The organism is Gaetbulibacter sp. M240, from assembly GCF_043876815.1.
Taxonomy (GTDB): domain Bacteria; phylum Bacteroidota; class Bacteroidia; order Flavobacteriales; family Flavobacteriaceae; genus Gaetbulibacter_A.
The window spans coordinates 1,016,911-1,031,197 of record NZ_JBAWKA010000001.1 but is presented as its reverse complement, the minus strand read 5'-3'; the positions used below and the strand labels follow the sequence as shown (position 1 = coordinate 1,031,197).

6 protein-coding genes are annotated in these 14,287 nt (G+C 35.5%); all 6 read right to left on the bottom strand.

The features are described from left to right. Position 1: 1 nt before the first annotated feature. Positions 2–1,600 (bottom strand): arylsulfatase, encoded by a 1,599-nt coding sequence (locus tag V8G61_RS04540; RefSeq protein WP_394874262.1) that lies wholly within the window; start codon positions 1,598–1,600, stop codon positions 2–4. 14 nt (positions 1,601–1,614) lie between these two features. Continuing rightward, positions 1,615–2,394: an SDR family NAD(P)-dependent oxidoreductase gene (locus V8G61_RS04535; RefSeq protein ID WP_394874261.1), complete on the bottom strand. Its 780-nt coding sequence runs from the start codon at positions 2,392–2,394 to the stop codon at positions 1,615–1,617. Between the two features lie 253 nt (positions 2,395–2,647). Next, positions 2,648–4,309, bottom strand: coding sequence for a UxaA family hydrolase (locus tag V8G61_RS04530; protein WP_394874260.1), 1,662 nt, complete (start codon positions 4,307–4,309; stop codon positions 2,648–2,650). Between the two features lie 685 nt (positions 4,310–4,994). After that, positions 4,995–9,065: a two-component regulator propeller domain-containing protein gene (locus V8G61_RS04525; RefSeq protein ID WP_394874259.1), complete on the bottom strand. Its 4,071-nt coding sequence runs from the start codon at positions 9,063–9,065 to the stop codon at positions 4,995–4,997. 36 nt (positions 9,066–9,101) lie between these two features. Beyond that, positions 9,102–9,908: a polysaccharide lyase gene (locus V8G61_RS04520; protein ID WP_394874258.1), complete on the bottom strand. Its 807-nt coding sequence runs from the start codon at positions 9,906–9,908 to the stop codon at positions 9,102–9,104. 276 nt (positions 9,909–10,184) lie between these two features. After that, the gene (locus tag V8G61_RS04515) at positions 10,185–14,195 is read right to left on the bottom strand and encodes a DNRLRE domain-containing protein (RefSeq protein WP_394874257.1); all 4,011 of its coding nucleotides are present in this window, start codon (positions 14,193–14,195) and stop codon (positions 10,185–10,187) included. Positions 14,196–14,287: the final 92 nt, after the last annotated feature.

Below are 14,287 nucleotides of genomic sequence, written 5' to 3'. Positions count from 1 at the left end.
TTTATATTTTCGATTTTTTAATTTTACTTTTATAAATCCAATCAATCTGCTTCCAATTACTTACAGAATCATTTTCCTGAGGTTGTCCGGGAGTTGAGCGACCATTCAAAATTTGTTTTTCTAGTAATAATTTCAGTTTGGAAACGACTTTAGGATGTTCCAAATAAATATTGGTGGTTTCAGAGGGGTCCAATTTTACATTATAAAGTTGAATCTCTGGTAACGATTTTAAATCAGTAGTTTTTGGGTTTGGAGGACTCCATCCTCCCGAACCAGGATCCATGATTAGCTTATAATCTCCCTCCCGAATGGAAAAGCTCCCTGTAATAGAACTATGAATGGTAGCTTCTCTTTTGAAAGAATCATATTGATTTATCCACAATGGCAACATAGAAAAGCTATCTTCTGCTTCATTATCAACAATCTTATCACCTAAAATATCAGCACAGGTAGCAAAAAAATCGGTTGTGCATACGGTCACGTCACAAACCGACCCCGGTTTAATCTTAGCTGGCCATTTAACAATGAATGGTACTCTATGACCACCTTCAAAAATATCAGATTTCGTACCTCTATATATGGCACTTGGGTCGTGGCCCAACTCCTCTAATGCCGTGAAATTTGCTCTGGGAGAACAACCGTTATCGCTAGTAAAAACAATTATGGTGTTTTTTTCTATACCTGCTTTTTTGATAGTTGCCTCCAATTGTCCCATATAAGCATCGATCTCCATAACGAAATCTGCATAAGGATTGAGACCACTTTTACCTTGAAAATCCTTGGTAGGCAAAATGGGTGTATGAGGAGAAGGCAAGGCTAGGTAAATGAAAAATGGTTTTGATTTTTGAGCCCGCTCCCGAATAAATTTAAAAGTTTTATTAAAAACATTAGGGGTAACCTCCTCATGTACGAAATCAGACCCAATAGGCCCCTTCCGCCACCATGCCATTTTATCCTTATTTTCCGATACTGTATCGGGAACAGTGGTTGGCAAACCATTTTCAACATAAACATAAGGAGGCATATCTAAAGACGCAGCTATCCCGTAAGAATAATCAAATCCTAAATCGTTAGGACCATTCGAAATGGCCTTGGTAAAATCGATATTTTGAAATTCACCAAAATCCTTATTAATTTCAACATCTAAATCGTCTTGGATCGGCCAGCTCCAACCCAAATGCCATTTTCCTATAAAGGCCGTGTAATAGTTATTATTTTTTAAAAGGGAAGCCACAGTTTCTCTACTTTTAGGTATCAGGGCTTCTGAACCCCCATATAAAACACCCCTCTTCAACGGACTCCTCCAATTATACCGCCCTGTAATAATTCCATAACGTGTTGGCGTACAAACAGAGGATGAGGTATGGGCATCGGTAAATATCATACCCTGTTGCGCCAATTGATCAATGTTCGGAGTTTTTATTTTTCCGTTTTCATTGAAAACCCGAACATCACCAATCCCTAAATCATCAGCTAAAACATAAATGATATTGGGTTTCTCATCTTTTTGTAAAAATTCCCTTTCTGCGCCTTTCTTGCAACTGCCAAGCAAAAAATAAAGGACATAAAAAGTTAAAGGAATCTTCTGTATGATTTTCATAATTAAAAGGATCATTAATTGTTTAGTGTAATAAAGCCTCCATCAATAGCATAATCACAGCCTGTTATAAACGCTGCTTCATCGGAACATAAAAACAATGCTAAATCAGCAATTTCTTGTGGTTTTCCCATCCGTCCTATGGGTTGGGTTTTGGACAATTTTTCAAACATCTCCTCCTCATTCCCAGGATAGTTTTTACTAATAAACCCATCTACAAAAGGGGTATGAACCCGACCGGGAGAAATACAATTACACCGAATTTTTTGGTGAATAAAATCTCGAGCCACTGAGAGCGTCATGGTAAGTACAGCTCCTTTAGACATGGAATACGCAAAGCGATCTTGGATACCTACGGAGGATGCTATAGATGCGAGGTTTAAAATGACGCCACCCTTATCCTGTTTCATAAACGGAATACAAGCTTTTGTACAATTATAGACACCCTTAATATTAACGTTGTACAAAAGATCTAAATCACTTTCTTCAACTTGTTCTATGCTACCCACATGTGCTATACCCGCATTGTTCACCAAAATATTAATACTTTGATTTTGACCAATTTCCTCTATGATTTCAAATACTTTTTCCTGTTTGGACACATCACAATGATAGGCCTTTGCAATACCATTTTTTTCTTCAATTTCAGATACCGTTCCTTGAGCGCCTTCAAAATCAAAATCTAAAACATGAACTATTGCACCTTGTGCTGCAAATGTTAAGGCTATAGATTTTCCTATTCCACTGCCTCCCCCTGTAATAACGGTCACTTTATTTTTTAAACTGAATTTTGACATTTTACTTTAATATTATTTTTAAAAAAATCGCCAACGAAATATTCTTTTGTTGGAAAATCTATTTTAATTACTCAAATGCTAATCTGCGCCAAGAATAACATATTAGATACTCGCAATTTTATTACTTGGTTGAGTTGGTATACTTTCTGATACCGGCTGATATCCATTTTGAACAAAACCAATAATGTTATAAAAGGTAGACTTTTCATTAGAATTATATTTTTATTTTCAATAATGCCCAATTCATAATTTCCTACAATGACATACCTCTTTTCCAAGGAATAAAGTCATTTTGACCAAGTAATCTGGCCTTAGTACTTTTTCCACTCGCCACGGCTATTATTTCTTCTAATAAAGCTTCACCTGCTTCTTCAATTGTGCTTTCTCCATCAATAATACTGCCCGTATTAAAATCGATAATATCATTCATTTTTTCATATAACTTTGTATTTGAAGACACTTTAATAACTGGTGCAATAGGATTTCCTGTAGGTGTTCCCAGGCCCGTAGTAAACAAAATCAGGTTACATCCTGATCCAGCTAATGCCGTGGTAGACTCAACATCATTTCCTGGGGTACAAAGCAAATTTAAACCTGGATTTTCTATTTGTTCTGTATAATCCAACACAGCTCTTACAGGTGAACTACCTCCTTTTTTCGCAGCCCCAGCTGATTTGATAGCATCTGTTATCAAACCATCTTTAATATTTCCAGGTGAAGGATTTGCTGAAAATCCAGAGCCCAAGGCGGTTGCTTTTTCATTATAATTATGCATTAATTTTGAAAATTTTTTGGCAATTTCTTTCGATTCACATCTATTAATCAACTCTTGCTCTACACCATTCAATTCAGGGAACTCCGAAAGTACGGTTGTCCCCCCTAAACCAACAATTAAATCTGAAACATAGCCTAAGGTTGGGTTGGCCGAAATACCAGAAAAACCATCAGAGCCACCGCATTCCAGTCCAATCACAAGTTTATTCAATGGCGCTTTTTCTCTTTTGATTTTATTCGCCTCAATTAATCCAACGAAGGTTTTCTTAACAGCTTCAGCTAGAAATTCCTTTTCTGAAGTGCTTTGCTGCTGCTCTAAAATATATAGTGGTTTTGAATTATTAGGAGCCATTTTAAATAAGGCTCGTTCAAGGATACTTGCTTGAGCGTGCTGACATCCGAGACTTAATACTGTTGCGCCAGCAACGTTTGGATTATTGATATAACCCGCCAATAAATGACACAAGGCAATGGCATCAGCCGTTGAACCACCGCAACCGCCTTCATGAGTTAAAAATTGAATCCCGTCAATATTAGGGAATAAAGGGTTTTTAGTAAAATCATCCCCTTCAACTATTATATTTTCATTTAGTAGTTCTATGGTCGAACCACCGGATTTGTAGGTTTTAATTAAATGGTCTACATCAAAAGTTGTATGTTGCTTTTTATCAAATCCCAATTGTTCAACTAGGGCATTTTTCAAAACCTCAATATTTCTATTCTGACAAAATACCAATGGAATAACTAGCCAATTATTTTCCGTACCAACTTTTCCGTCAGCTCTGTGATACCCCAAAAAGGTTCTATTTATAAATTTTGAAAAATCAGGGGCATTCCAGACTTTTTTGTCATTACGGTTTTGAATACCATAATTTTCAGTAGCGTGTTCCAAGTTAGCTGTGCTGATAATACCGCCTTTTACTATATCTTTTTTTGCCCTACCGACTAAAACACCATACATGTACACATAGCCACCCTTTAAAACAGGTTCTGTAACAAATTTATGTTTGGCAGGTATATTATTTTGAACTTCTATTTGCACATCATTATCCGAAATAACCTGACCTATTTTTAAATCATTTAAAGCCACAAGAACATTATCCTTTGGGTGTATTCTTAAAACAGTTTGTCGCCTTTTCATTTAAGTTTTATAAAATCTGTGTAAATAATTAAACTTATAATCCAATATATTAATACTTCATTTTTTGAATGATTCTTGACCTCATCAAAGTCATTCACTGTTTTTAATACAATTTTTTAGAATGAAGCTTTATCTCAACATTTATATCGATAAATTCGTTAGTAAAACCGAAAATTTTTTAGGCCTTTCATTGTTGTTCAGTAAATTAAATAATAATAAAATTCAACCTAAAAATACTTGAAGAATTCAGGGCAAGAACTTCCGTTCCAGCCCTAATTCTTCTAAAACTAACTCAAACTTCAACCTACTATTTATTTTTGTTTTTTATCAAGTTATAGTTACCTCCAAACTCTGTCAAATAACTATATTGATGACTCTTTGATTTATTAAAGAATTACTTTTCATTTCAATCTGTTTCCCAACATTCTAAATTATCATGTCGGGTAAAACTAAGTTCAACTAAAAGCATCACAGATTGCTCAAAGACTTTTGAATAAAAAATAATTACTCAAAATATTGTCTAAATAATAAAAATGAAGGTCTGTACTTTTGGGTACCTCATTTTTCCATTTAAAATGTTAGGTAAAATTAGAATTCTCAAAAGGTTCGTTGGGTAGAAAATCGTTAAAATCTAATACTAAAATCAATAACATATTGATTTATCCTTAAAATAAACCCAAATTTTTTAGCAAGAATAATCTGAAGGAGATTTCCCGAATTCTTTCCTGAATTCTCTACTGAAGTATTTACTATCCTTAAAACCAACCTCAAAAGCTACTTGGTAAACGGTAAAGTCTCCCTCTTTTAATAGTTGAGCAGCTCTTTTTAGCTTAACAGATTTCATAAAATTATTTACCGACATGCCTGTCAAAAATTTTATTTTTTTATAGAAAACCGGGCTGCTCATTCCAATTTCAGCAGCTAGATCGTGTACACCAAATTCTGTGTTCCCAATATTTTTTTCTATTTCGTCCAACACCCTACTTATAAACTCATGCTCCTTATTGTCTATAATAACATTAGTTGGTTCTAAACGCATTTGTTTCGAAAATTTAATTCTCATCTTTTCGCTAAGTGACAATAAATTATCTATGTTAAGCACTAATTCCTGAGTGCTAAAAGGTTTGGTTAAATACACATCAGCTTTTAATTTTAATCCAGTAATTTTATGTGTATCACCCGATCTGGCGGTTAATAGAATTACTGGGATATGATTAGTTCGCTCATCAGATTTTAATTTCTCACACAATTCTAACCCATTCATTTTTGGCATCATGACATCACTTACAATCAAATCCGGAATTTCAGTAACTGCTATTTCCCATCCTTCTTCACCATTTTCAGCTTCATAAACATTGTACAACAATGACAACGAAGATTTAACAAATTCTCTAATCTCTTGATTATCCTCTACTAATAAAACTGAATATTTATGGGACTCTTTGCCATTTAAAGGTTTTACTTTTTTTGTTGAAATAGGTTTCCCCGGTAAAATATATTTTGGAATATTCAAATTCTCTTTTGGTGTATTCTTAATTTCTTCTTCCGAGAAATGCATTTTACCTTTTTTTAGTTTTAAAACAAATGTAGAACCTCTTGTTTCCAAACTTCCATATCCAGATTTTTCAAGAATCAGTGAACCATGGTGCAGCTCAGCAATTTTTTTGGATATAGCCAAACCAATTCCAGTACCAATATTTTTATTTTGTTCATCATTTATTTGATAAAAATTGGTAAATATTTTTTCTCTGTCCGATTTAGGGACTCCTTTGCCATTATCAGATACCCTGACTTCAACCTCATTCTCAAAATCACGAATAGTAATTTCAACTTTACCATTATCCAATAAAGATTTAAAAGCGTTTGAAATTAAATTAAACAATACTTTTTCCAGTTGTTTATCATCAAAATAAAGTTGAATTTCAGTTTTATCCGAATTGAATGTGTAAGTAACGTTGTTATCTAATGCTAAATACTTAAATGATATATAAACACTTTCAACATATGACACTAAATTGGTCTTTCTAACTCTGAGGTTCATTTTTTTCTCTTCTAACTTCCTGAAGTCCATTAACTCATTCACCAACCTTGATAATCTATGAACATTATTTTTCATAGTTTCAAATTGTTTACTCATAAAATCTGAACCAAAATCATAATTTACCAAGTTCTCTAATGGACCACTGATTAGAGTTAAAGGCGTTCTAATTTCATGTGAAATCTCAGTAAAAAAATCAAGTTTCATTTGGTTTACTTCATGTTCTCGTTTTAAACGAGACTTAATTAAAAAGTACCTTGTCACAATAAATAACAAAGACGAAATGAAAATAAAATATAAAAGGTAGGCCCACCAGGTTGCCCAAAATGGTGGCCTAACATTGATTTGTAATTGAATAGGTTTTTCGTTACCTATACCATCATTATTGGCCGCCTTAACCAAAAGTGTATAAGTTCCGCTTGGCAGATTACTAAAAGTAGCCGAAGGTTTATCCACAACCGTCCACTCTTTATCATAACCATCTAATTTGTAGGCATAACTATTCTTAATTGACTTTTTAAAATTTAATAATGCAAACTCCAAAGTAAATATGTTCTGATCATGGGAAAAAGTCAATTCATTTTTATAAGTAATACTTTTATTAAGCAATGAACTGGAATCATCAATTCTTATCCTATCATTAAATAATTTCAAGTTTGTAAAAACTAATTTTGGTTTAAATTGATTCTCTAAAATATCATCAGGAAAAAAGCTTACCAGGCCATTATAGGTGCCAAAAAATAGCTCTCCTCTGGAGTCTATAAAACTGGCATTATTGTTAAAAACATTCCCGGGCAAACCGTCCTCAACGGTATATTTTTTGAATTTATTACCATTGTATTTTGACAAACCATTATTTGTACTTATCCACAGATTGCCTTTTTCATCCTCAATCATTCCGAGAACGTTAGAACTGGGCAGACCGTCCTTTTCTGTAAACCTCGCAACCTGTTGACCATTTGAAAATTTTATCAATCCGATATTCTGAGTACCTATCCAAAGGTTTGAATTGGTATCTTCCTGAACAAAATTAATCTCATATTGATTTCTTTCAACCCCAAAATCAATATCAAAAACACTGAAATGTGCAGAACCTTTTTTTAGCACATATAAACCCTTTTTTGTGGAAATCCAGATGTTCTTTTTACTGTCCTCGTATATTTGATTAACATTATTTACATCTAGTTTGAGCCCATCATTCATGAGCCTCAGGGATTTAAAACTTTTTTTCCTTTCATCGTATAGATAAAGGCCGCTATTAAAAGTTCCTACCCAAAATCTACCCTGACTATCATGAAAAAGGTTGTATATGTTTTTTGAAAAAAGATCGTTTGGATTATTTGGGTTCGGTTTATAATTAATAAATTCATTTTTATCACTGTCGAAATACTCCAAACCTCCTTCGTGAGATCCGACCCACACCAATCCCTTCTGATCAATAGATATTGCTTTTATCAGGTTATAATTAATTGAAGTTGGATCTGAGGCATTATTTTTATATACTTTAAAATAACCTGAGGATCTATCGTAATAATTTAAACCTTCACCTTCAGTACCAATCCAGAGATTATGCTTTTTATCCTCTGCTATTTGACTGACTATATTTCCGCTTATACTATTTTTAGAATTGTCAAACTGATAAACCTTAAATGGGGTGTCATTTGGGTGATAAACACTTATTCCTCCAAAAAAAGTAGCTAACCAAATTGATCCGGACTTATCTTTAAAAATATCTCTTACAGAATTGTGGCTTAAACTTTTTTCAGAGTTAGGGTCATACTGATAATTTTGAAATTTTCCGGTCTCTAAATTATAAACACTCAGTCCTTTGAGCGTTGTAATCCACAGCTTGTTTTCTCCATCAAAAAGAATTTTTCTAATCACATTACTAACTACGGTGTTTTCATTGCCCGGTTGTTTTAAAAAATTCTCAATTTGTCCGGTTTCCAGGTTTAATCTTGAAAATCCTCCATCATGCGTTCCAACCCATAAATTCCCTTTATCATCCTCGGTAATAGACGTAATATCAATACTAGCCATTGAATTACCCTTTTCCGGATTCAAATGAAAATTTTGAAACTGGTAATTTTCACCCGACTCGTACATTCGAGTTATTCCTTCATTAGTACCAACCCATATATTTCCTTTTTTATCCGGGTAAATGGCTTGAATTAAATTTCCATTCAAACCTTCATTGATAAAAGTTTTTTTAAAAAATCGTTCAAATTTACCTGCTTTGGTTAATTTATTAAGTCCATACTCGGTTCCAACCCAAAGTGTACCCGACTTATCCTCCGAAATAACTTTAACCTCATTATTACTGATACTTTGTTCATCATTTTCATCGTGAACATAGCGCTTAAATGAGTTACTTTTTGGTAAATATTTATTAAGGCCACCTGAAGTTCCTGCCCAAATATGGCCATTACTGTCACAGAATAAGGCATACACATCTATCCCCGAACTGATAGATGTAGAGTCGTTATAAACATTTTTATAAATCTTAAATTCTTGGGTATCATACCTATTCAATCCATCTCTGGTACCAAACCACATAAACCCCATAGAGTCCTGGGCGATGGATCTCACTCCATTGTGAGATAACCCATTCTCTACTGTGAGATGATCAAATTCTATTTTTTCCTGCCCTTTAATATTTAAAGAACTTAAAAGAAAAAGAATTAATCCTAACCTATGCCATATTGAAGTATGTAGCAAAATATAAATTTTATTTTATGTAAATATTATTCCTTTTCAATTTGACCACCGAAAATCATCAATGTACAAAAAATTATCATGTTTTGGATATATTCCACCTCCTCCGGGGAACGAGGAAAATGCCAGTTTGGTAATTTTCCGCGCCGATTCTTTTCTAACAAAAAGCAAATCATCAACATCTATTTTTTTTACCCCATTACACCAAACTTCGATGCGCCCATCAGCCTTATTTATGGCGCTTTGCATGGTTACTTTGAGTCTAATAGTATTCCAGACCCCTTTTGCAAAACTAAATTTTTGATCTCCCGGATTATTCCCATATTTACCTTTCATTTTACAATAATAAACATAAAGCCTATTTGAAATGGAATCTTTAGTGGCGTCAAAACCTAGACGCACACTACCTCCGTCTCCATTTGCACGAGCTTCCTCCCCTTCACCGCCATTATAAACTTTGCCTATACCAAAACCAAATTGTTTTCCGTGCAAGCCTTCTTCAAAATCAGGGTCATATTTTATTTTGTACTCCATAGTATAACTATCTCCCGGTATTATGATAGGTTGTGATGCGATACCGGTATTATGCACCTTTAATCCCTTTCGAAATGTAATTTTACATACACTGTCTTTTATTTCCGCAAAACCCCGATTCTTCGGAAAATACCCATTCCCAAAATCGTTGACTAACATTTCGTTTGTATACCGGCCTTCCGGCAAATTAAAATTAACTGATCTTTTTTCATATTTAACTTTTGCATCATCCAAATTAACACAACCTGAAATTAAACACCCTAAACCCAGTACTATTAATTTTTTATACCACTCATCCATTTTAACCTTCATTAATTATCATAAATACTTCGACTCTCCCTCCGGGTTAATTCCTTCGCGAGATATTACAAAATTATTCGTTTTTGACCAATATTGACAAACCTTATTATTCCACAAATTGAATAAACCAATTATTGGAACAAAAAATCCTGCTACTGAGGACAATCTCAAACGAATTAAAATATGATAATTTTACCTTCTAAGCTAACTTTTACGAGGTAAAACCTCCTGTTTCCGGGAGGTTTTACCTTTTCATAAAAGTTCTGTCTCGTTATTATTTCTAATAAATTATTTAATGACTACTTTATTTGTTTTTACTGAACCATCATCTAAATATGTTCGTACAAAGTACATACCTGTATGGAGGTTGCTCACATCAACATTTAAATTTGTAGACTTTAAACCATTTATTACTTTTAAGGTTTTACCACTTAAATCTATAATGTACAGTTGAGCAATTGGCGTTTTACTTTGCACAGTAAATTCAGAATCTGCAGGGTTTGGATAAACCTGAATTTTGGCAAGGTCAGTTTCCTCATTTACTTCCAAGGTCGTTTCGTTTAATTTGGTATTCTGAGCCGGCTTTGCTGAAGATGAAGAGTAATTTAATTTTAAAACTGGCCTGTCATCTCCATTGGGGTTTTCTTTTGAAAAGAATTCTGTATAGGTTGAAGAATCCATGCTTGTTGAGGATACTCTAAGAGAAACTTTTCCGTCGCCACTTAACTGGGAATTCACAAAATTGGTTACGTCCCACTCTACATAACCACTTGCCTGACCGGGTTGGTTATCCAAAACAGAACTTGAAGGAGGTTTGTTATCCCAAGTGATGGCATCCTCAGTCCAAATATCATTTGAAACAGAACTTACATCCCATGAGGTAATTGTTGCATTCGGGTAGTTACCCTTTATTTTCATTTTTAAGGTTGCCGATGCTACTGTTCCGCCAGAATTTACTCCGGATAAATTAAACTTAAGAAATCCGTTACGTATACCACTTACATTGCCGTTCTTTACAATTATTTTATCTGCTGAGCCAAAATTCGTACCGGAACTGGTTCCATTCTCAACGTAGGCATCATGCAATGGATAAAAACCAACCTCAGGAGTGGCAAATTCCAATTCCAAAAACGGTTTGTCACTATCATTGCTATTTTCTTTTGAAAAAAAGGCTGCATATGTGGAAGCATCTAAACTTGTTGAGGATATTCTGAGCGAAACCTTTTTGTCGCCACTTAACTGGGCATTCACAAAGCTGGTTACGTCCCACTCCACATACCCACTAGCCTGGCCTGGTTGGGTATCCAAAACAGAACTTGAAGCAGGTTTGGTATCCCATGTAATGGTACCCTCTGTCCAATTATCGTCCGTTACAGAACTCACTTCCCATGTGGTTAGTGTGGCATCTGGATAGTTACCCCTCACTTTCATTTTTAAGGTTGCCGATGCTAAGGTTGCATCAGGGCTTACTTCCGATAAACTAAACTTAAGAAATCCGTTACGTATCCCGCTTACATTGCCGTTCTTTACTATTATTTTATCTGCTGAACCAAAATTCGTACCGGAACTGGTTCCATTTTCAACGTACGCATCATGTGTGGGATAAAAACCAACCTTAGGATTGGCATACTCCAATTCCAATACTGGTCTGTCATTTATATCGCCGTTCTCTTTTGAGAAAAAAGCCGCATATGTGGAAGAATCTACGCTTGTTGAGGATATTCTGAGTGAAACTTTTCCGTCCCCACTTAACTGGGCATTCACAAAACTGGTTACGTCCCACTGCACATAACCACTGGCCTGGCCCGGCTGGTTATCCAATACAGAGCTAGAAGCAGGTTTGGTATCCCAGGTAATGGCACCTTCTGTCCAACTATCGTCCGTTACAGAACTCACATCCCATGTGGTTAGTGTGGCATCTGGATAGTTACCCCTCACTTTCATTCTTAAGGTTGCCGATACTAATGTTGCGCCAGGGTTTACTCCAGATAAATTAAACCTAAGAAAACCGTTACGTATCCCGCTTACATTGCCGTTCTTTACGATTATTTTATCCGCAGAACCAAAATTCGTACCAGAACTGGTTCCATTTTCAACATAGGCATCATGTGTGGGATATTGTTTTACTATGGTTGAATTCTGAGCTGGTAGGCTAAGGTCGATTACACCCTGTACTGTGCTGCCCTTGAAAACATCTGTTTGTGGTAAATTTAACTGAAGCTCTCTCATCGGTGAAATGCTCGAAGAACTCCAGGACACCTTAAGACTACTATAACTCTCAGAGGGATCGGCAGCACTTACTGATACATTAGCCGTGCTAATATTCTTTAATATCAAAGCACAAGCCTTATCCACTTCAAGTGTAATATCTCCCGCAATTAAAGTTCCCGGGGTATGGAACACCACTTGCATCATGTCTAACGTGTTATGCTTTACCGCTTGTATATTAGCATCATTCCGCAATATTTGAACCGCATTGAGGTTGTAATTATTCATTTCCTGAACGGTAGTTTTCCCGGGGGCTACGATGTAAGCATACGAAGCGTTAGATGGGTTAACCCCATGATCGAACCAAAACTTGAAGACACCTGTGGTTACCAATGCTTCGTTAGCATGTGCCGGTCTTGTATTGATATCTTGCCAATAACCGGACTCCACTTGATTTCTCAACTTCAGGTTACCACCATTTGGTATAAAATAGCCAACCTTGTCATGCAGTACCCAGTCTACGTTTGAAGACAAAGTATGCCCCCCTGTAGACAATGTAGATGTGGAACCACCTTGAGACACCACTACAGAGCCATCGAGATGGCACTGATTGATGGTCGTGTTGATTCCCTCTGTGGCGGTAGCACTAATTCCTGCACCAAGGCAAACAACCTCCTCATCAAATAAAAACCAGGCTTTTTTTGCTTGGGTTTGGTAATCGATCATTCTAAATACCTGTAGTCCATAAGTACCATCAGACACCCCTCCAGAAAATGTAGAGTTACCCGTCTCTCCTGTACCCTGTGTGGGCAATAATTTACTGCCTGTATACGCTGGGGCGGTTGTTCCGGGTATTTTATTCCAATCCCATGCAGGAAAGATATTAAAATATTCATCCCCATCGACCATAATATTGGTAGCTCCTTCTGTTAAAAACAAGCCCTTACGATTATCACCGGCAAAACTTTCTGTTTTCTTGGTTCGATAAGAATTGGCACGAATATCAAAATTATAGTTAGTTCTGTTATGAGTTGTAAATTGCGATCTGTACCCATAGGAATTTCTGACGGTTACATTAGCTGATGGTGCCGCACTACCTGATAGTCGATTTTTAAATATATCATATTGGGCAGCATTACTTGGATCTAAAATTTTAGCATTTATATAAGGGGTCACTTGACCATCTGTTTTATCTGGCCTACTGATATCCCTTCCTACGACATTGAAACTGATATATTCTCCGCGTATGGCCTGACCATAGGGACCTACGGTAAGATAATTTTTGTAAGATTCTAATTTTTGACTATCGTTTAAACCATATGTAGTACCTATTAAGTGTCCTGCCATAGAATTAATATTATTTATGAAATTCCGACCATAAGTATGGAGATTCAGCTGTGCACCATGCTGGAAATAGGTCAGGTCTTGCTGTAAACCTTCTACCTCTGTAGTCTTGGGCATCAACTCATTCCAGGAGTCACTCGTAGCATAAGTTACCTCGCTAGCATTATCTTTTAATAATCCCTTATAAAAATACCACAAGTTATACCAAAGCCTGTTGGTTCCGGTATATCTGTTGGGATATGGAGCAGGCATATTATCTAATCTAGTAAGAATGTTATTTTCCAAAGTGGTTGGAATCTGATACGTTCCTGCCCTAGCCAAAATAAGGATTTTACACAAAAGAGTTGGTTCGGTTATCTCCGGAGAAAAAAATACGCCTGGGGCTTCAGGGTTAGTATTATGATAAAAATTGAGTCCATCCACAATCGCTTCATAAAGCCCAAAATTGTTGTAATAGCTGCTCTCGCTTGATGAATATGCATCAGCCATATCACGCAAACGATTAAGATGCGTTATTGGCTCCCAAGGCTCATCCGTATCATTGTAATTAAGATCAGCCCAAGAGCCATTAGCTTGTATGGTTGCTAGATGACCCTGAACATCACCGTCTATTGTAGTTTTTTTAATATGAAGTTCCGTGCGCACACTCTCCATTATTTGCTCATGGACAGTCTGGCTAAAAGTAAGGTTTCCTAAACAGAGGAAAACCCACAAAAAAACACATTTGTAGTAGTTTAATTTTCTCATTTCTTAATTTAATTTAGTTAGTTATGAATAATGATTAGTGCCCCTGACACCAATTATTAATCTTTAAAATTTTATGAGAGATTTTCGATTAC